General features: G+C 63.2%; 21 protein-coding genes and 1 pseudogene. 5 read left to right on the top strand and 17 right to left on the bottom strand.

All coding sequences use genetic code 11. From position 1 onward, the window contains the following. Nucleotides 1-212: 212 nt before the first annotated feature. The 4 genes from minE to EN885_RS12540 all read right to left on the bottom strand — a co-directional run bounded on the left by minE (nucleotide 213) and on the right by EN885_RS12540 (nucleotide 2785). The gene (gene minE, locus EN885_RS12555; protein ID WP_095482719.1) at nucleotides 213-485 is read right to left on the bottom strand and encodes a cell division topological specificity factor MinE; all 273 of its coding nucleotides are present in this window, start codon (nucleotides 483-485) and stop codon (nucleotides 213-215) included. After that, entirely contained in the window at nucleotides 482-1297 is an 816-nt protein-coding gene (gene minD, locus EN885_RS12550; protein ID WP_095482856.1) for a septum site-determining protein MinD, read from the bottom strand. Before minD ends, minE begins: the two co-directional genes overlap by 4 nt. Before the next feature lie 115 nt (nucleotides 1298-1412). Continuing rightward, a complete protein-coding gene (minC, locus tag EN885_RS12545; RefSeq protein ID WP_128243049.1) occupies nucleotides 1413-2177 on the bottom strand; it encodes a septum site-determining protein MinC in 765 nt (254 codons plus the stop codon). Nucleotides 2178-2347: 170 nt separating this feature from the next. After that, nucleotides 2348-2785, bottom strand: a complete 438-nt coding sequence (locus tag EN885_RS12540; protein WP_127293578.1) for a hypothetical protein — start codon at nucleotides 2783-2785, stop codon at nucleotides 2348-2350. Between the two features lie 272 nt (nucleotides 2786-3057). Between EN885_RS12540 and EN885_RS12535 the strand changes: the two genes are divergently transcribed. After that, nucleotides 3058-3771 (top strand): SOS response-associated peptidase, encoded by a 714-nt coding sequence (locus tag EN885_RS12535; protein WP_127293580.1) that lies wholly within the window; start codon nucleotides 3058-3060, stop codon nucleotides 3769-3771. On the opposite strand, the gene EN885_RS12530 is transcribed toward EN885_RS12535, so the two are convergent. Then, the gene (locus EN885_RS12530) at nucleotides 3768-4028 is read right to left on the bottom strand and encodes a hypothetical protein (protein WP_127293582.1); all 261 of its coding nucleotides are present in this window, start codon (nucleotides 4026-4028) and stop codon (nucleotides 3768-3770) included. The genes EN885_RS12535 and EN885_RS12530 overlap by 4 nt on opposite strands. A 3-nt stretch (nucleotides 4029-4031) precedes the next feature. Continuing rightward, on the bottom strand, nucleotides 4032-4430 hold the full coding sequence (locus EN885_RS12525) for a hypothetical protein (RefSeq protein ID WP_128243050.1): 399 nt from the start codon (nucleotides 4428-4430) through the stop codon (nucleotides 4032-4034). Here EN885_RS12525 and EN885_RS12520 point away from each other — a divergent pair. Continuing rightward, nucleotides 4429-4608, top strand: a complete 180-nt coding sequence (locus EN885_RS12520) for a hypothetical protein (RefSeq protein WP_095482725.1) — start codon at nucleotides 4429-4431, stop codon at nucleotides 4606-4608. The two genes, EN885_RS12525 and EN885_RS12520, sit on opposite strands and share 2 nt — an antisense overlap. A gap of 819 nt (nucleotides 4609-5427) precedes the next feature. Here EN885_RS12520 and EN885_RS12510 read toward each other — a convergent pair. Next, nucleotides 5428-5724: a hypothetical protein gene (locus tag EN885_RS12510; RefSeq protein WP_128243051.1), complete on the bottom strand. Its 297-nt coding sequence runs from the start codon at nucleotides 5722-5724 to the stop codon at nucleotides 5428-5430. 232 nt (nucleotides 5725-5956) lie between these two features. Next, nucleotides 5957-6118: a hypothetical protein gene (locus EN885_RS33570; RefSeq protein WP_164897831.1), complete on the bottom strand. Its 162-nt coding sequence runs from the start codon at nucleotides 6116-6118 to the stop codon at nucleotides 5957-5959. Nucleotides 6119-6341: 223 nt separating this feature from the next. On the opposite strand from EN885_RS33570, the gene EN885_RS12505 reads away from it, so the two are divergent. Beyond that, a complete protein-coding gene (locus EN885_RS12505) occupies nucleotides 6342-7013 on the top strand; it encodes a Crp/Fnr family transcriptional regulator (RefSeq protein WP_095482857.1) in 672 nt (223 codons plus the stop codon). A gap of 197 nt (nucleotides 7014-7210) precedes the next feature. On the opposite strand, the gene EN885_RS12500 is transcribed toward EN885_RS12505, so the two are convergent. The 7 genes and pseudogenes from EN885_RS12500 to EN885_RS12470 all read right to left on the bottom strand — a co-directional run bounded on the left by EN885_RS12500 (nucleotide 7211) and on the right by EN885_RS12470 (nucleotide 12322). Then, on the bottom strand, nucleotides 7211-7669 hold the full coding sequence (locus tag EN885_RS12500; RefSeq protein WP_095482728.1) for a mobile mystery protein A: 459 nt from the start codon (nucleotides 7667-7669) through the stop codon (nucleotides 7211-7213). A 280-nt stretch (nucleotides 7670-7949) separates the two neighbouring features. Further along, a pseudogene (locus EN885_RS34205) lies at nucleotides 7950-8051 on the bottom strand (BA14K family protein); the annotation flags it as partial. A gap of 285 nt (nucleotides 8052-8336) precedes the next feature. Further along, nucleotides 8337-8492, bottom strand: coding sequence for a hypothetical protein (locus tag EN885_RS12490; protein ID WP_128243052.1), 156 nt, complete (start codon nucleotides 8490-8492; stop codon nucleotides 8337-8339). Beyond that, on the bottom strand, nucleotides 8489-8818 hold the full coding sequence (locus tag EN885_RS12485; RefSeq protein WP_128243053.1) for a DUF2934 domain-containing protein: 330 nt from the start codon (nucleotides 8816-8818) through the stop codon (nucleotides 8489-8491). The genes EN885_RS12490 and EN885_RS12485 overlap by 4 nt, the downstream gene beginning before the upstream one ends. Nucleotides 8819-8940: 122 nt before the next feature. Further along, nucleotides 8941-9591 (bottom strand): BA14K family protein, encoded by a 651-nt coding sequence (locus EN885_RS12480; RefSeq protein WP_128243054.1) that lies wholly within the window; start codon nucleotides 9589-9591, stop codon nucleotides 8941-8943. A gap of 158 nt (nucleotides 9592-9749) precedes the next feature. Then, the gene (locus tag EN885_RS12475; RefSeq protein ID WP_128243138.1) at nucleotides 9750-10856 is read right to left on the bottom strand and encodes a KamA family radical SAM protein; all 1107 of its coding nucleotides are present in this window, start codon (nucleotides 10854-10856) and stop codon (nucleotides 9750-9752) included. 161 nt (nucleotides 10857-11017) lie between these two features. Beyond that, nucleotides 11018-12322 carry a mechanosensitive ion channel domain-containing protein gene (locus EN885_RS12470; protein WP_128243055.1) on the bottom strand — a complete coding sequence of 435 codons (1305 nt, stop codon included), beginning with the start codon at nucleotides 12320-12322 and terminating at the stop codon, nucleotides 11018-11020. Nucleotides 12323-12907: 585 nt separating this feature from the next. On the opposite strand from EN885_RS12470, the gene EN885_RS12465 reads away from it, so the two are divergent. Next, the gene (locus tag EN885_RS12465; protein WP_095482732.1) at nucleotides 12908-13339 is read left to right on the top strand and encodes a methyltransferase domain-containing protein; all 432 of its coding nucleotides are present in this window, start codon (nucleotides 12908-12910) and stop codon (nucleotides 13337-13339) included. Between the two features lie 69 nt (nucleotides 13340-13408). Here EN885_RS12465 and EN885_RS12460 read toward each other — a convergent pair whose 3' ends face one another. Then, complete coding sequence (locus EN885_RS12460; protein WP_128243139.1) at nucleotides 13409-15031, bottom strand: ABC-F family ATP-binding cassette domain-containing protein; 1623 nt, start codon at nucleotides 15029-15031, stop codon at nucleotides 13409-13411. A gap of 220 nt (nucleotides 15032-15251) precedes the next feature. Here EN885_RS12460 and EN885_RS12455 point away from each other — a divergent pair, with 220 nt between their 5' ends. Then, nucleotides 15252-15581: a hypothetical protein gene (locus tag EN885_RS12455; RefSeq protein WP_128243056.1), complete on the top strand. Its 330-nt coding sequence runs from the start codon at nucleotides 15252-15254 to the stop codon at nucleotides 15579-15581. A 64-nt stretch (nucleotides 15582-15645) separates the two neighbouring features. Here the strand turns inward: EN885_RS12455 and EN885_RS12450 are convergent, their stop codons facing one another. Then, nucleotides 15646-17658, bottom strand: a complete 2013-nt coding sequence (locus EN885_RS12450; protein WP_128243057.1) for an amidase — start codon at nucleotides 17656-17658, stop codon at nucleotides 15646-15648. Nucleotides 17659-17704 lie beyond the last annotated feature (46 nt).

Genomic DNA, 17704 nt, shown 5'->3' with positions numbered 1-17704 from the left:
GGCGGGACAGCGCCCCCCTCTGTCCTACCGGACATCTCCCCCTCAAGGGGGGAGATTGCGCGCTCAGCCGCTTTCGCCAATCTCAAGCGTTGCAGAGGTGAGCGGAGCGCTGAGGCTGCTGATCTCCCCCCTTGAGGGGGAGATGTCCGGCAGGACAGAGGGGGGTACTGTCCCGCCGGCGTCAAAAATTACTACAGGCGCAACACTGCCGTTCAGGCCGACATCGCCAATGGCCTTGCGCTCTTGTTGGGAATCTGGATGTCGATATCCAGCGTCGACATCGTCTCGCCGCGCTCCATCGAGACCTGCAGATAATCCTGGTCGATCTGCACATGCCTGGCGATGACGGCCATGATCTCCTCGCGCAAGATGGAGACGAGATCGGGCTGGCTGCGGCTGCGGCGCTCATAGGCGAGCAGCACCTGCAGCCGCTCGCGCGCCACCGGCGCGCTGCCGCGCCGCTTGAAAAGGTCCAACAGGTTCATGCTGCCCTCCTTCCAAAAAGCCGGTCGAGAAAGCCCTTGCGCTCGAACGGCACGACGACCGGCAGCTCCTCGCCTTCGAGCCGTTTGGCCGCCTCGATATAGGCGCGGGCGGCGGAATTGGTGGGATCGCTGAGCGTGACCGGCGAACCGAGGTTGGAAGCCCTGAGCACGTCCTGGCTCTCGGGAATGATGCCCAGGAGCGGCGTCGACAGGATCTCCAGAACGTCGTCGATCGAGAGCATTTCGCCGCGCGCCGCGCGGGCGGCATCATACCGCGTCACCAGCACATGCTTGGCGATCTGCTCGCCCCGCTCGGCCTTCACGGTTCTCGCATCGAGCAGGCCGATGATGCGATCGGAATCGCGCACCGAGCTGACTTCCGGGTTGGTGACGATGACCGCCTCGTCGGCAAAGCGCATGGCAAGCTGCGCGCCGCGCTCGATGCCGGCCGGGCTGTCGCAGAAGACATAGTCGAACACCGAGCGCAGCTTGTCGATCACCTCGCCGACGCCCTCCTCGGTCAGCGCATCCTTGTCGCGCGTCTGCGAGGCCGGCAGCAGGAACAGCGTCTCGACCCGCTTGTCGCGGATCAGCGCCTGCGAGAGCTTGGCCGTTCCCTGGATGACGTTGACCAGGTCGAACACGACCCGCCGCTCGGCGCCCATGATCAGGTCGAGATTCCTCAGACCGACGTCGAAGTCGACCAGGGCCACCTTCTTGCCGGTTCTCGCGACCGCGGCACCAAGGGCGGCCGTCGAGGTCGTCTTGCCGACGCCCCCTTTGCCTGAGGTGACCACCACTACCTTGCCCATATATGCCTCCATTATTGTTGTTGGTATTGTTAAGCGTCTGATTTATGCGATGCGCTTAAGTCATTGTTTTCGTAAATGTTTCCTAAAGCCGCTGCGTTCCTTTGGTCGGCATGCATTAGCTGAAAGGCGCGATGCGCAGCGTGTCTTTTTCGAGAAAGGCCTGGACCGCTTTTCCGCGCAAGGACGGCTCCATCTCCTCGGCGGTGCAATACCAGCCGTCGACTGACAGCAGCTCGGCCTCGTTTTTTCGGCAGAAGATGCGCGCCGCCGAATGGCCGAGCACACCGGCCGAGGCCCGCCCGCGCAGCGTGCCGTAGACATGGATGGAGCCGGCGGCGACGATCTCGGACCCGGAGGCGACGGAGCCCAGCACGATGACATCGCCATGCGCATGAAAGACCGACTGGCCCGAGCGGATCGGCGTCTTCACCATCAGCGTGGCCGGCGCTTCCGGCTGCCTGTCTTCTGGCTGCTTGCCCTGTTCCGCCCTGCCGGCCTCTTCCGCCTTGCCCGTCTCTTCCGGCCTGCCCTTGCTGTCGGCCTGCATGAGCAGCCCGGCGGTGGCCTCCTTGGCGCCGATCAGCACGGGCGGCAGATTGGCCTCAAGTGCGGTGTTGCCGTCGAGCTCGATGGCGTAGATGCGGATGCCGCGCAGGCCCAGCTTAGCAACCAGCGCTGCGATCTGTCCGACCTCCGGCTTCAACGTGTTGAGATTGAGCACCACCGGCCGGCCTGCAAAGTAACCCGGCGAGTTGCCGATCCAACGATCGAGGCTTTCCAGCCATTCCGAAAGCGGCGCCTCCGGCGTCAGCGTGAAGGCGACGAACGAGCGGGCGCGAAAGCGAATGGATTTGGTCTCGACGGGGGCGGCGAAGGTCACGGACAGCGATTCCTTACTGATAGGTAAACGCTAGCCAGCCATGGTTAACGAAAGGTTAACGGAGGGGGTGTTTGCGGCATCTGGAAAGCTGTTACTGACAGACTTGGCGGTGTCAGCAGCCTTGCGGACAGCGCTGGAAATTGCCTGCCCTTTCCTCGACACCTTGCTGGCTAAGTGTCCTTCGCTGCCTCCTCGATCAGTTCCGCTAGCAAGCTAGAGAACCGCTCGTCAGACCTATCCCCTATGTTTCCCACCTCTCTCGCCACGATCCCGGGCGAAGAGACTGAGACTTCCCCACTCAGATGAACGTCGACCGTGAACGTCCTTCTGATTACCTCCTCCTCCATGCCCCGCTTCCTGTAGACTTGGAACCGAATAGACGGTGTTGACGCTTTGGCTTGGTGGCTTGGCGCGGTGTCTATGTCGACAGTCACCTCGCCCGTCACGTCGGCTTGGGCCGCTTGCAACGACGCAACCACGACGTCGTTTAGCCAGGCCCTGGCTTGTGCGCCGAAGTCCACCACCTCGGCCTTCTCGCTGCGGACCTTCTCCTCTTGCTCACGGGCTTCCTTCCCGCGCTCAAGGGCTTCTTTGAACTTTGACATCATGGTTTGCCTCCAACTGTGAGCGCATGAGACCGGCCGTCGCCATGCTCCTCCTAATGGGTAGAACGCGCGGAATCGGCGTGCGTTGCGTGAGCGGAGCCCGTGGTTCGCCGCTGCGCACGGTAGTCTTCTTCCGGCGCGGTCGATCGCCGGTGTGGCGGCGGTGATCGCGGCGCTGTCGTGGTGGCTGGGGTAGCGTGTCAGCAGCCGCGCGACAGCGCTGGAAATTCCCTGCCCTTTCCCACAAGATGCCTGGACATCCCAGAGGGTTCGACATGTGCAACCTCTACAACATCACCACCAGCCAGGAGGCGATCCGCCAGTGGACCCGCGCCCTGCGCGACATTCTTGGCAATCTCGAACCTTCCATCGACATCTACCCCAACCAGCCCGGCCCGGTGGTGCGCAACGCGCCGGACGGGACGCGCGAGCTGGCCAACCTGCTGTGGGGCATGCCGACGCCGATTGAGCGGGTGAAGGGCAAGGCCGACTACGGCACCACCAACATCCGCAACCCGCAATACGGCCACTGGCAGCAATATCTCGGCGTCGAGAACCGCTGCGTGGTGCCGCTCACCAGCTTCGCCGAACCGAGCCCGACGCCGGGCGACAAGGACCCGGATACCGGTATCCAGAGGAACTACTGGTTCGCGCTGACCGAGGAGCGGCCGCTGTTCTTCTTCGCCGGCCTGTGGACGCGTTGGCAAGGCGTGCGCAAGGTCAAGGACGGCCCCGGCGACTTCGAGCTCTACGGTTTTCTGACCACCAAGCCAAACGCCCTGATCGCGCCGATCCACGAGAAAGCGATGCCGGTGATCCTGACCACGCAGGAGGAAACCGAGACTTGGCTGACCGCGCCATGGTCGGAGGCCAGGCACCTGCAGCGCACGGCACCGGACGACGCGCTGGTGATCGTCGAGAAGCCGGCGACGCAGATCAAGTTTCCGCCGCAGGCGCCACAGGCGCCGGTGCAGGGGTCGCTGTTCTAAAGCTTGAACTTCTGCAACGTCCAGATGTAGCCCTTCGGCGGATGGTCCTGGTCGATGAACTGGGTGCGCACTGTAGTATCCTTCCGGCTGCATCGTTTGCACTTGAACTTGATGGTCTCCAGCGGCTTGTTCCAGCCCACCACCTGCGCGACATCGTTCGCCCTGAAGCGCCCGACATGGTAGCAGTGGCCGCACTCCACGATCAGCAGCATGTTGGCCTTCGCGGCACGTCCAACGCTGTCCATCGGCCCGGCCATGGCTCATTTCCGAGTCAGGTAATCCTCGGGAAGCGGGAGCAGCCCAAGATTCGGCATCCGGAAATCGGGCTCCTTCTCCGCTAGGCTGGCCATCACCTCATGCAATTTTTCGACAAGCCCGCAAAGCTGCCAATACAGCTCGCCATGTGCCTTCAGATTCAATTGCGACGAAAGCACCGTCTTGCGCAGGCTCAGGGCGTCCCTGATGATCGCCTCCGCATCCCTCGTCGACAGCCTGTCAAACCGGCTTTTTCGTCTACCCATCGCGGCTCTCCTGAATTTGTGAGCAACCGCCCCACCTACTGACAAATAGGAAGGCATTCCTCGCGGAGTCAATTCGCCCTTGACATTTTTGTTCCCGTTTTGTTCAATTTGAACAGAAACTGTTGGAGGCATCGCCATGGACCACATCGTGACGCTGGACAGCCGCCAGGCGGCCGCCCTTCAGGCCATCGCCGACAAGTTCATCGCCCAGCACAAGGGCGATGCGGTGAAGGCGCTCAAGGAGATGATCGTGCTGAATGGGCATCTGCAGGAACGGCTTGATGCGATGGAGGGAGCGCGCCGGGCGACGCGTTAAGCGCTCAGAGATGACGGTAGCAGGGCGCGTGTTCAATCGTGCCGTTCGAAGGTCGGCTTAGCGCCATGTTCAGACATTCGCGGTGCTTCTCCAGAGCGGACGTTAGCTCATCGGTAGGAGTCGACCTGCGGACCATGCCTGATGGTAGGTGCAAGGGAACGGCGTGACCCCCATGCGATGAAGCGGCGGTAGGCCGCCGCTCCGAATTTGAGCGGCCCGTCCGGCAACGCTATAATTGACCGGCAGGGGACGTTATCGATGACGCAAATCAGAGCCATGACTGAGCAGGACGTGCCGTCGGTATCGCGGCTCATTGGAGAGTCTTGGCGCAGGACGTACTCGCCAATCATGGGTGCCGAGACCGCGGCCCGGATTTCGGATGAAGATCACACGCTGCAGCGGATTGCGGCGGAACTGACAGACACCAACAAAATGTCGTTCGTGGCAGAACGGCCAGACGGCTCGATTGCCGGCTACGCGATGGCTAAGATGAATGAAGCCGGCGACGTCATGCCGCCCATTCCGGCATCCCCAGCATCGCACTCGAAGTGCTCGAGGGAAACGACCGGGCAATGGCCTTTTACCGCAAACATGGTTCGAAGTGGTCGATCGCAGGACCGCGTCGCACGGTACAGAAGGCCATGCATCGTTGATTATGCGCAAACTGCTATCGCGCGCCTAGTCGGAACTCGCGCATCGAACAGTACATCACGTCTTCCGTCCCCAGCGCACCGGCGGCCTCCCCGTTCGCAATCCAAATAGACGTCATTCAGCTGTTTGATTGGCATGTCAGCGTGAGCGAACGCGAGGTCCTGAGCGTCAGAAGCCGACAATGAAGCCGGACTGATTGCGATCAGCACGGTGCCGAGCGTCCTTGGGGTCGCAGGTGTAGTGCCGTTCGAAGGTCCCGTCCGCGCGCCGCTGCTTGTCGAAGCCGCGATGTAAGGCTCGATCGCGCGTGGACCAGCCAAAGGGGATCTCGGCCGAGGCGTAGCCACTGCCGGCGGCCAACCGTTTCGGGATCGAGGCCGAAGCGATCCTAGTGCGCTCGATCGTCGTGCCGGCCGCGCCTGCCTCCGCATGCGCGGCTTCGCAATGCGCACATGATTTCGTCACGTGAGATGCGGATGTCGCCAAGAACGTCATCGGGTAAACGGCTCAACTGGTCCGTTGCCGACAAGAGAGCTTTTCGCTCGGCGCGGAGGCGTAACCACCTGCGAAATGGACCAATGGCGGCAGCATGAATTATAACCATGATCAGATCGTCCCCTTCATTGATATGAATTGACCGGTACGGAACGGCGCGAACGGCACTCCGGGCGAGAGCGTCAGCCGTCCGCGAGGCAAGTTAGGCGTAGTGGTCGATGGATTGGTTTTGCCGCGGCGTGCCCATACGGCGCGCGGTGGCTGGCCCCGGGCCACGCATGTAATAAAGCTCCGGGCGGTAGCGCGGCGCGACGAATTTGCGAAACCCCGCAGCAAATTTTGTGACGGGAGCCAAGAGTTTCATGACTGTTCCCTTTCCCTTCGCCGGCTTGCACACGAGCCGGCGGGCCTGACGTTGCAACAAGGATATGACAGTCGAACCAGGCTCGGCTGTGGGAATTCCCACACCGGGAAAACATTGGCGAAATCCGCTCCCAGTTTGCATCCCGGAAAGCGGGGCCTGCGGCCATCAAATTTCCTTGGATAGGGAGTAAGGTGAAGTACACTTGATTGAACAAGAGACCGTTGTGACAGGCTCTCTGGCCTTCATCTCAAGACTTTGCGATGCCGACCTCGCCGCGCTGACCAAACGGTGGCACGAGCGCAGCTATCGACACAACGAGCTAATCATTTCCCACGGCGACACTGGTCGCGATGTCTTCTTCCTGCTCGAAGGACGGGCTCGCGTGACACTGGTTTCAGCGGACGGCAGGGAGATAGCGTATCGCGATGTCGAACCGGGTGACATTTTCGGGGAGCTCGGAGGCATTGACGGGATTGCACGCTCTGCCAGCGTAGTCGCACTGGAGGCAACCCGCGCTGCACGGCTGTCCGGCACAGCATTCCGGGATATCGTGATGACCCACCCGACTTTTGCCTGGGTGCTGCTTGAGCATCTGTCTGCCCAGCTCCGGCGCATGACCGAGCGGGTATTCGAATACAGCACTCTGGTCGTGCGAAAACGGCTGATCGTCGAGCTCCTGCATCGGGCGGAGAAAGCCGCACTCGTGGACGGCGAGGTGTCCATAAGCCCGGCACCGACGCATTCCGAGCTGGCGGCAACGATGAGCACGCACAGGGAAGCGGTCTCGCGCGAAATGAGCGACCTCGCCAAGAGAGGCCTGATCGAAAAGCGCGGCAGCAGGTTATTGCTGCATGACGTCTCGGCACTACGGGCGCTGGTCGACAAGAAGGAATAGCGAAGGCTGTCGCTGCGGCGGGGGGGCACCGCACGTTTCATACTCCTCGGCCGCAAGTGATTACGGCATGCGGAAGGCTGCAACGCGGAATCGTGCCTGGGTCCTGCGTTCAAGAGTCCGCTTCGCCAAGGAGCCTAAAGGTCCGTTTCTGACAATCCGAGCCTCGAAGCTGCCGAGCTTGACCGCCATGCCTAATGTCACTTGTCCTGCCAGAAATCGAGCGGCATTTCGTACATAAGCTCGCGCATGAGGCGCGATACTTCCCGCTCCGTCCGGCGGTCCGACACGGTCTGGTCCTCCATTGCCATGTGCCTGCCTGCCACGCCGACGATCGCCCTCGCCTTTTTTCGAGCCTGCGCGATGACGACGTTCTCGATGTCATCGGGTGGCTCGAAGGCATAGACGAAGCGGCAGCCCATGGCTTCGGCGGTGGCCTGCATGGACTTCAGCGTGATGCCGCCATTGAGCTCGGCCCGTTCCGCCTGCGCGATGCGGGCGCGCGTCACCCCCATCCGCCGCGCAAGCTGCGCGCCAGACATGCCGAGCGCCTTGCGCACCGTACGGATCCAACCTTCCGGGGGTATATGAATATTGCCGCCCTGGGCGAGATTCACCGTCGCCTGGTACTGCTCCCGAACAGCCTGTTTAACGCTCATTGCAAACTCGTATATTGACGCAATAATCAAATCGTCAATGTATATATATACAGAGAGGCCCGATCGATCTGTCAATACTTATATTGACACTGCTCAGAGCCGAGGAACCCAGGCTTTCAAGAAATCCCCAACAATCTCCGTATATGCCCGACCATCAAACCCCGAAAGCGCCAGCTCTCCTCCTGCATCTCGACATGGGACGGACCGGAGCGGCACCTTCCCTCCGCCTTCCGGAAGGTCCAGCACGTGTTTGAAGACGCGCGAGGCGCCGCTCACACTCGCACTGCCTCCGCGGGCCGCCTGAATAGGGCTGATAGCTGTTGTCTTCCGGGCGATAGGAGCGGTAGCGGCTGAAGAAATATTGCACGTGATCGGGCGGAAGCCAGGCGGCGCCGGCTTCCTGCGACGGAACGTAGCCATCCATTGGCAGCGTGTCGCTCGCCTCGACATAGCTGGCGCCATCGTCGGGAGGCTGTGCGGCGCGGTCGGCGCAGCGCCCGCATCGAGATAGGGCGAGATGCAGGGGCGCTGCTCTCCGCTGTAGGACGTGTAGTGGTCGTCCCTTGGCCTGTGGGAGCGGCAATGGCTTCGCGACGGCTTGTTGCGGGCTGGATTCAGGTTCCGCCCGGCATGCCGCGCGACTGGCGGGCGGGCACCGGCCACCGCCTCAATGCCTCTTGAAATACTGCACCTCGCGTTCGTGCTTCTCGGCGGCCTCGCGGGTATCGAAGGTACCGAGATTGCGGCGCTTGCCGGTCTTTTCGTCCTTCTTGCGCGAATAGAGGCGGTATTTTCCGTCTTTGAGTTTTCTGATCCCTGTCACTCCCCGAGCTGCTGCTTCCCCTTGAGGTTGCGCGCGGCTTGCTCGATCGCCGCTCGGTCGTTGCCCAGCCTGTCGATCAGCTCCTGCGCCTGTTCGCCCGATATGCCGGTGCGTATCGCCAGGGCCTCCACCGTCAAGACGTCGGAACTCGCGACCTCGCGGGTTTCCGGCAGAGCATCGCCTGCCGTCAGCGGCAGGGCTGCCTCCCTGTCGATCTCGGCCTCGGCCCGGTGCCAGTGCCGCTCGGGATCGCCATGGATGCGGCCTTCACGTTCCCAGATCTGGTATGCGCGCTCACGAATCTTGTCTTCCCGGTCGTCGCCCATGTTGATTCCTCCTTTGGGTATCGGATGAACGCCGCGCCAACCCGAACGATCCAAGAAATCTGCGTGATCGTTGGGTGGGGTCGCACAAGGCGCCATGCACTGCGGCCGCCAGCCCGCCCTGCCTACTCGCACTGCCTGCGCGGGCCGCCGGAGTAAGGCTGATAGCTGTTGTCTTCCGGCCGATAGGAGCGATAGCGGCTGAAGCAATATTGCACGTGGTCGGGCGGAAGCCAGGCGGCGCCGGCTTCCTGCGACGGAACGTAACCATCCATTGGCAACGTGTCGCTCGCTTCGACATAGCTGGCGCCATCGTCGGGAGGCTGTGCGGTGCGGTCGGCAGCGCCCGCATCGAGATAGGGCGAGATGCAGGGGCGCTGCTCTCCGCTGTAGGACGTGTAGTGGTCGTCGCTTGGCCTGTAGGAGCGGTAGCGGCTTGCGCACCATTCTGCATGGCCGGCAGGCACCGCCTGCTGTTCGCCCGTCTGCTGCTCGTCCGTTTGCGGCTGGATAGAGCCGGTAACGATGGGCGCCGAAGCCGCGGCATCGGCAGGTTTCGAGCTGTGATCAACTGGGCGGGCGGGAAGACGCTCAAGACGCTGCGAAGCAGGGTCTACCTTCCGCGGTTCCTTCGGCCACAGTTCGGCGACGCTCGAGGTCGGGGCGGCTTGCCGCACCGGCTCGGCGGCAAGAATCCAGACAGCGAAGGCCAACCCGCTGGCGAAAACCGCAAGCGTCAGTACGAAGCCACCAAGTACCGCCGATAGAGCTTTCACCCTGCGCTCCTTTGCCCCTCATCTCTAAAATGCGAGGGCATTGGATCCGGTTCCAACCAGGCGCAACGGCAGGAGCTTCCGCGCTCAGGGGAAACCCTCTCCGTCTCGGCTTCGCCGAGACACCTCTCCCCGCTTTACGGGGCGAGGAACCCAAGCTTTCAAAGATCGCCGACAATCTCCATGTACGCCCTCACCTCCCCATCCTGCCCGCGAATCCGCCAGCTCTCACCGTCCTGCGCCTCGACATAGGACGGGCCAAGCGGCACCTTGCCTCCGCCATCCGGCAGGTCCAGCACATAGACGGGGTTGCAGATGCCCGACAGGCGCGCGCGCAAGGCGCTGGCCAGCGCCTGGCCCTCGGCGATCGTCGTGCGCCGATGCGCCATGCCGCGCGCGAGATCGCCGTGGTGCAGGTAATAGGGTTTGACGCCGAGGCGATACATCAGCTCGCGGCACAGCTCCTCCAGCACCTCGACCGTGTCATTGACGCCTTTCAGCAGAACGCTCTGGTTGAGCAGCACGAAGCCAGCCTGCCGCAACGTGCGGCAGGCCTGCTCGGCGGCATCAGTGATTTCACGCGCGTGGTTGAAATGGGTGACGACCGTGACCATCAGCCGGCCCTGCAGAGAGCGAACCAGCCCTGGTGTGACACGCGAGGGCAGAGCGACGGGCACGCGCGTGTGGATGCGTAAGAGCCGCACATGCGGAACCGCCTCGATGCGGGCGTGAATTTCGGCCAGCGCCTTGTCCGGCAGCGACAGCGGGTCGCCGCCGGTCAGGATCACCTCGCGGATTTCGGGATGGGCCTCGATATAGGCGAAGGCCGGCTCCAGCGCCTCGCGCGTATAACCACGGCCGATCGACGTCAGCGATTCCTTACGAAAGCAGAACCGGCAATAGACCGCGCATTGATAGGTCGGGAACAAAAGAACCCGGTCGGCATGGCGATGCGTCAATCTCGGCACCGGACTGAAGGCATGGTCGGCGATCGGATCGTCGAGCTCGCCTTCCTGCTCGGCCAGTTCTTCGGGCGACGGGATGACCTGCGCCCGGATGGGATCGGCGGGGTCGCTCCAGTCGATCAGGTCGAGATAGGCTTTTGGGATGCGTACCTTGTGGCGCGTGGCCGCGGCTTGGGCCGCCGCGCGCTCGGCTGGCGACAGTGGCAGCGAATCCAGATCGCGCACATGCCGCACGCCCGCGCGAACATCGTCCTGCCACGCGGCGTCGTCATCGGCCGGCATGCCGGCTGCATCGACAACCATGCTGGCGTCGGCGAGATGTGAGGTCATCGAGGGGCTCCTTGAATTCGGGGCTGGATACAGCATTGGAGCCGAGGCTTGAAGGGAATAAGCGGCGTTGCGATGGCACGGACGAAAAGGCCGCTCTCAGCTTCGGCGCCGCGACCCTGCTGCACCCTGCCCCATCAGCGCCCGCGTGATGTCCCAACGCGCCCGTCCGGCTTCATGATGATCTCGCGATGCGGATAGGGGATGTCTATGCCGTTTTCCCTAAAGGTGTCCCACAGCGCCAGCAGCACCCTTCCGCGCACGTTGGTCAGGCCTTGCTGAGGATCGTGGATCCAGAAGCGCAGGACGAAATTGAGCGAGGAGTCGCCGAAGTCCGTGAGCCAGCAGACCGGCCGCCGGCCCGCTTCGACCCGGCCGACGCTCGTGGCGGCCGCTATCGCCAGTTCACTGACCTTATGCGGGTCGGCATCGTAAGAGACCCCGAAATTGACGTCGAGCCGCACAAGGTTATCGCTGAACGACCAGTTGATGACCCTTTGGGTGATGAAGTCTTCGTTCGGGATCAGGTATTCGCGGCCGTCGCGCGTCACCACCGAGACAAATCGCGCCCGCAATTCGCGTACCCAGCCAAAGGTGCCTTCGAGCGAAATGGTGTCGCCCGGTTTGATCGACTTGTCGAGAAGGATGATCATGCCGGAGACGAAATTTGAAACGACCTTTTGCAGCCCGAAAGCCAGGCCGACGCCGACGGCACCGGAGAATATCGTCAGAGCCGTCAGGTCGAGACCGACGGAAGACAGGGCGACGGCACCTGCCACCAGCACAAGGCCGATCTTTGCGACCTTGCCGACGAGGACGCGGATCGAGGGTGTCAGCTCTTCGGAGATGCGGACGCGCTCATCGATATACTTGCCGACGATCACCGCCAGCCAAACCGTGGCGATCAGCAGCAGCGCCGCTTTCAGCACGATGAGCGCCGAAAGGCGAACCGCGCCCAACGGTATTGCGAGGCTGTCCAGGAAAGCCGCGGCCTCGTCATCGATGCCGAGGATGACAAGGGCCGCATAGATCCAGGTCAGCCAGGCGAGAGCCCGCGCGACAAAGCGGTTGCGGATGATGCGCGACAGCACCGACGCGAACAGCCACGCGAGGGAAAGCGAGAGCGCGATAGTGATGAAATGGCTCCGGCTTGGCCAGGTGACGGCGCGCATGAGAAAGAGCGCGGCAAGCAGGAAGACCGTGAACAGGATCCAGTCGGTGCGCCGCAACAGGGCAACCACGACCCTCAACAGTCCGGGATGGCCCTTTATCTGGCGTGCCCGGTTCTCCACGAGCGGTTCGATGCGCTGCGCCGCAAGCTTCGCGACGAGGAAGAGCACGACGATGATGGCAGCCTGATAGAAGAACCACGGCGTGACGGCGTAGTCGAACCATCGGCTGGCCCAGGCCAGCGATTCATCGATGGCGTTGCGAAAATCCATTCCCACACGACCGTTATGGACTGGCGAACAGCAACTCGCCATCCACAATGTCGCCGGCCTCCTGAATGGTCAAGCCGACCACCAAGACGCCTCCAGCGCCTCCGCTCTGCGCATCAGTCCTGCAAGTCCGGCAGCTCCTGCCAAAGCGTTCGGGACAGGGGCTGTCATAGGTGTGGATGTCCCGGGCGTCAGTTCAGCACCCGGTTCGAGCGCACGGCCGATCAGAAACAACCGCTGGAAATCGCTAACTCATAACATTAGCTTGCGCTTACATTAGCTTGAGCGTATGTATCTAAATTGGCCGGTCATCTACCCCCCAACCGGTTAGGCTCGGCGCCAGTCCCCCCCTCAGGCCAACGACGCCGGGCCGCTCCGGGCTTGGTCCGGGAAGCCCTGCTTTAAGTGCCCCCCACTGTTCCTGTCGCGGCAGTTGAGAAAGTCGACCGATCGTCGGCCTTTTCGATATCGATCAAGGGGCCTCGCCCACCGGCGGTGAACACATCGACGATGTCCCCTCAGGTGTCGGCCTTCCCGTCGCCAGCCATGGTCGCTAATCTCGGCTCAGGGAAAGGCTGGAGAAGAGGAATGGCGAACGACTTGTCGCCAAGGCTTTTGGCGATCGTCGATGCGCTGCCTTTGCGGCAGGGCATGCGGGTGCTCGAGATCGGCTGCGGACCGGGTGCTGCGGCGCGCGAGATCGCACGCCGGATTGGCGACGGCCACGTGCTGGCGATCGACCGCTCGGCCAAGGCCATCGCGCAGGCCAGGGCCGCCTCGCGCGCCGAGATTGCAGCGGGCCGGCTGAGCCTTCGTCAGGTCGCTATCGAGGACTTCAACCTAGAGGCGGACGAGAAGCCCTTCGACATTGCCGTTGCGGTGCGCGTCGGCGCACTGGACGGGCGTCATCCCGAGGCAGGAAAAATCGCCCTGCAACGGCTTGAGGCCGCGTTGACGGCGCAAGGCCGGCTGTTCATCGACGGCGGCGATCCGCTGCGCGAAATTGTGATACGCGGCTGAGCAGCCGGTGGCTTTCTCTCCGGAATCGAGGGTTTGAGTGACGGTGAGCGGCAGCGTCGGGCCTGCGCCTCAGCTCCTCAGCCCCGGCGCTTCCTGCCCTGTCCTCTCGACATACTCCGTATAGCCGCCGCCATAGGTATGAATGCCGTCGGGCGTCAGCTCCAGCACCCGGTTCGACAGCGCGGCGAGGAAATGGCGGTCGTGCGAGACGAACAGCATCGTGCCCTCATACTGCGACAGCGCCGTGATCAGCATCTCCTTGGTGGCGATGTCGAGGTGGTTGGTTGGCTCGTCCAGCACCAGAAGGTTGGGCGGGTCGAACAGCATCAAGGCCATCACCAGCCGCGCCTTCTCGCCGCCCGACAGCACCCGGCATTTCTTCTCGATCTCGTCGCCGGAAAAGCCGAAGCAGCCGGCAAGCGCCCTGAGCGGCGCCTGGCCGGCCTGCGGAAACGCGTCCTCCAGCGTCTGGAACACAGTGCGCTCGCCCTCCAGCACTTCCATGGCGTGCTGGGCGAAATAGCCCATCTTGACGCTGGGCCCGCGCGCCACCGTGCCATTGTCTGGCTCGGAAGCGCCGGCCACCAGCTTCAAGAGCGTCGACTTGCCGGCGCCATTGATGCCCATCACGCACCAGCGCTCGCGGCGGCGCACCTGGAAATCCAGCCCCTCATAGATCGAGCGACTGCCATAGCTTTTGTGGATGTTCTTCAACGTCACCACGTCCTCGCCGCAGCGCGGCGCCGGCTGGAAATCGAACGACACCTTCTGGCGGCGCTTGGGCGGCTCGACGCGGTCGATCTTCTCCAGCTTCTTCACCCGGCTCTGCACCTGGGCGGCATGCGAAGCGCGCGCCTTGAAACGCTCGATGAAGGCGATCTCCTTGGCCAGCATCGCCTGCTGGCGCTCGAACTGCGCCTGCTGCTGCCGGTCGGCGATCGCCCGCTGCTGCTGGTAGAATTCGTAATTGCCGGAGTAAGCGGTCAGCGAGCCGCCATCGATCTCCACCACCTTGTTGACGATGCGGTTCATGAACTCGCGGTCGTGCGAGGTCATCAGCAGCGCGCCGTCGTAACCTTTCAAAAACTGCTCCAGCCAGATCAGGCTTTCCAGGTCGAGATGGTTGCTCGGCTCGTCGAGTAGCATGGCGTCGGGCCGCATCAGCAGGATCCTGGCCAGCGCCACGCGCATCTTCCAGCCGCCGGAAAGTTTTCCGACGTCACCGTCCATCATCTCCTGGCTGAAGCCGAGGCCATCCAGCACCTCGCGGGCGCGGCCATCCAGCGCGTAGCCGTCGAGCTCCTCGAAGCGCGCCTGCAGGTCGCCATAGCGGGCGATGATGGCGTCCATTTCACCTGATCGCTCCGGGTCGCCCATGGCGGCTTCGAGCTCACGCATCTCGGCCGCCACTTCGCTCACAGGCCCGGCGCCGTCCATCACTTCGGCGACAGCGCTACGGCCTTCCATGTCGCCGACATCCTGGCTGAAATAGCCGATAGTGACACCACGATCGACCGAGACTTGGCCCTCGTCGGGCTGCTCCTCACCGTTGATCATGCGAAACAGCGTCGTCTTGCCGGCGCCGTTGGGGCCGACCAGCCCGACCTTCTCGCCCTTCTGCAGGGAGGCAGAGGCTTCGACGAAGACGATCTGCCTTCCGTTCTGTTTGCTGATGCTTTCCAGTCGAATCATGCTTCCACGCGCGCTCAAGGGATCTCCCGCGCCAATACGCGATAGGCCGCGCCTGCGGAAGCCCGCAAATCAAGGGGAATACGTCGCCAGATAGATGCCGGCCAGATAGATGCCGGAACGATCCGCTGAGCGTTCAGATCGAGTTCGAACTGAATTAGCGGAACCTTGGATACCGCCGGCAGTTTAGAAAGATAGGCTCAAACCGAAAGGAGGATGAGAGATGAAGACGCTAACCGCTATTTTGCTCGCCACCTCTATGATCGGCCTGACCGCCGGCACGGCAAGCGCCACTTGCCATGAGACGACCGCATCGATCGAAGCTCAATCAGGCATCGCAAAAGACGCAACGCGTGCGCCCCTCGAAACTGACGCGAATGCCGGTAACAGGGTCGAGGGCGGCCCGGCCAGCAAGGATGCCAACACCATGCCGCTTGCCAACCAGGAAGGCGGTGGGGATAAAAACCTAGCCACTTCGCAGCAGGATGCCGAGGCGCAGCAGGAAGGCGACAAGACCGCTGCGGCCAAGGCCGACCCCTGCAAGCCGGATTGACGCGGATTGAAAGACTGGCCGCAGACGCTGCGCTGGATGCCGTGGCACCAGCCGAAGCGCGATGTTACCCAATCCCTCCCGTCACCGCATAGGCGCCGGCGACGCGTCCGTCCTCAAGACGCACGACGGCGGTGACGATTGAGCCGTACGAGCCGCGCCAGACGCTGTGGATCGTCTGGTGCGTGGCAGCCGGTACGACCGCACGCCCGGTGAAGCGCGCGCCGGTCCGCTGCATGGCGACAGGCTCGCCGTTGACATGGATTTTCACGCTGGTCTCGGCTCCGGCCTCGCCATGCACATCAAGCGTGATTGTTATCTCGTCCTGGCCACCCGCATGCCGCGCCTCGGCGGCAAGCGTGATGGTCAGCGGCACATCATTGGTCGTGATGTCGCCATGCCGGGCGGCAAAGACATCGTCGGCCAATTCCGGCGTGCGCGGCGGCCGGGTGCGGCGCTGGCCAGCGTGCTCGAAGTCGCCAGCCAGCCGAAGCAGTTTCGTGTCCTCATAAGCCTTCCCGGCGAAGGTGAGGCCGACCGGCATGCCGATATCGGCCATCGTGCCCATCGGCACGGTGACGGTCGGAATACCCAGGTGGCGCGGCACAAGATTGCCGTTGGCGACCCAGGCCCCGTTGCGCCACGCAAGTGCCGCGGACGCCTCGTTGACATCCGCGTCGGCCGGCCCGACATCGGCGACGGCGGGAAACACCACCGCATCGAGCCCCTGCGCGTCGAGCCAGTCCTCGAAATCGATCCGCCGCGTCGCCTCGAGGCCTTTTAGGCCGCGCTCTAACTCGGGAATGGCCTGGAACGGCGTGACGCCGCGCATGGCCCGCTCGACATATTCCGCCAGATCGAAACTGTCGTCATAGCGGTCCGGCAGCGTGCCCGGCGGCTGAGGAAAGATTTTTGCGCCGTCGACCGAGGCGAGATCGGGGATGGCAGGGTCCGCATTGGCGCGCAGGAAATCGTCCCAAGCCGAAATGCATAGGTCCCATATCTCGCGCTCGGCGAATTCTTCCTGAACCAGCCCACGATCGACCATGTTTTTTGTGCCCGGCCGGTCGCGCTCGTAGTTGGAGACGACGGGAAAATCGACCTCGACCACATCCGCGCCGAGCCGTCGCAAATCCGCTGCCGCCTGCTCCCACAGCTTGAGCACCGACGCGCGGGTCTGGATCGGAACGTCAACCTCCGTGTCGCGGCCGATATACATGCGAGGAACGCCGAGCCGCATGCCTTGCAGCGCCCCGTCCGGCTCGAGTCCGGCGTAGCGCGGCGGCCGCACGGCCGAGCTCTTCGGCAATGCCACCCAGGGCTGCGCACGCCAGAAATCGCCCCTGGTGTTCGGGTCGTCGGCGACGATCACGTCGAGCAGTTCGAGCATATCGGCAACGCTGCGCGTATGCGGCACCACCACGTCCATCGTCGGCACCAGCGGCCAGTTGCCACGCACGGAAATGACGCCACGCGACGGCGTGTAGGCGACCAGCGCGTTGTTCGACGCCGGCGCCCGGCCGGACGACCATGTCTCCTCGCCAAGCCCGAAGGCGGCGAAGCTGGCGGCGGTCGCGGTTCCGGAACCGTTCGATGAGCCGGACGCGAAGGCGGCGGTCAGGTAATCGGCGTTGTAGGGGCTTTCCGCCCGGCCGTAGACGCCGCGCTGCATGCCGCCATTGGCCATCGGCGGCATGTTGGTGAGCCCGATCAGCACCGCGCCGCCGGCCCGCAGCTGTGCGATGGTGAAGGCGTCCTCGTTGGCCGTGAGATGCTCGAAGGCCGGCGAGCCGGCGGCGACCGTCAGGCCGGACACTTTGTAGCTGTCCTTGGCGGTGTAGGGGATGCCGTCCAGCGGACCAAGCGTCGCGCCGTTCCGGCGGCGCCGGTCAGATGCGGCCGCCTCTTCAAACATCTTAGGATTGAGCACGGGAACGGCATTGAGAGTGATCCCATGCCGGTCGTAACGCGCAATTCTGCGCAGGCAGGCGCCGACCAGCTCGACGCTGGTGACGGTGCCGGCCTCCAGCGCCCGCCGCAACTGTTCGATCGAGGCCTCGACGATGTGGAGATCGGTCACTTCGGGAAAGCCAAACGTCTGTTGTCCGCAACAGTTTCAAATATGA

Origin of the sequence: Mesorhizobium sp. M6A.T.Cr.TU.014.01.1.1 (assembly GCF_004022765.1) — a bacterium.
Lineage (GTDB): Bacteria > Pseudomonadota > Alphaproteobacteria > Rhizobiales > Rhizobiaceae > Mesorhizobium > Mesorhizobium mediterraneum.
The sequence above is the reverse complement of the archived record's forward strand: the minus strand, read 5'-3'. Positions and strand labels throughout refer to the sequence as shown.

What these genes read in the sequence shown, in the direction of transcription:
- minE (WP_095482719.1), bottom strand. Translation starts at nt 485, where the DNA reads ATGAACCTGTTGGACCTTTTCAAGCGGCGCGGCAGCGCGCCGGTGGCG.
- minD (WP_095482856.1), bottom strand. Translation starts at nt 1,297, where the DNA reads ATGGGCAAGGTAGTGGTGGTCACCTCAGGCAAAGGGGGCGTCGGCAAG.
- EN885_RS12540 (WP_127293578.1), bottom strand. Translation starts at nt 2,785, where the DNA reads ATGATGTCAAAGTTCAAAGAAGCCCTTGAGCGCGGGAAGGAAGCCCGT.
- EN885_RS12535 (WP_127293580.1), top strand. Translation starts at nt 3,058, where the DNA reads ATGTGCAACCTCTACAACATCACCACCAGCCAGGAGGCGATCCGCCAG.
- EN885_RS12530 (WP_127293582.1), bottom strand. Translation starts at nt 4,028, where the DNA reads ATGGCCGGGCCGATGGACAGCGTTGGACGTGCCGCGAAGGCCAACATG.
- EN885_RS12520 (WP_095482725.1), top strand. Translation starts at nt 4,429, where the DNA reads ATGGACCACATCGTGACGCTGGACAGCCGCCAGGCGGCCGCCCTTCAG.
- EN885_RS12525 (WP_128243050.1), bottom strand. Translation starts at nt 4,430, where the DNA reads ATGGCGATGCCTCCAACAGTTTCTGTTCAAATTGAACAAAACGGGAAC.
- EN885_RS33570 (WP_164897831.1), bottom strand. Translation starts at nt 6,118, where the DNA reads ATGAAACTCTTGGCTCCCGTCACAAAATTTGCTGCGGGGTTTCGCAAA.
- EN885_RS12500 (WP_095482728.1), bottom strand. Translation starts at nt 7,669, where the DNA reads ATGAGCGTTAAACAGGCTGTTCGGGAGCAGTACCAGGCGACGGTGAAT.
- EN885_RS12485 (WP_128243053.1), bottom strand. Translation starts at nt 8,818, where the DNA reads ATGGGCGACGACCGGGAAGACAAGATTCGTGAGCGCGCATACCAGATC.
- EN885_RS12475 (WP_128243138.1), bottom strand. Translation starts at nt 10,856, where the DNA reads ATGGTTGTCGATGCAGCCGGCATGCCGGCCGATGACGACGCCGCGTGG.
- EN885_RS12470 (WP_128243055.1), bottom strand. Translation starts at nt 12,322, where the DNA reads ATGGATTTTCGCAACGCCATCGATGAATCGCTGGCCTGGGCCAGCCGA.
- EN885_RS12465 (WP_095482732.1), top strand. Translation starts at nt 12,908, where the DNA reads ATGGCGAACGACTTGTCGCCAAGGCTTTTGGCGATCGTCGATGCGCTG.
- EN885_RS12460 (WP_128243139.1), bottom strand. Translation starts at nt 15,031, where the DNA reads ATGATTCGACTGGAAAGCATCAGCAAACAGAACGGAAGGCAGATCGTC.
- EN885_RS12455 (WP_128243056.1), top strand. Translation starts at nt 15,252, where the DNA reads ATGAAGACGCTAACCGCTATTTTGCTCGCCACCTCTATGATCGGCCTG.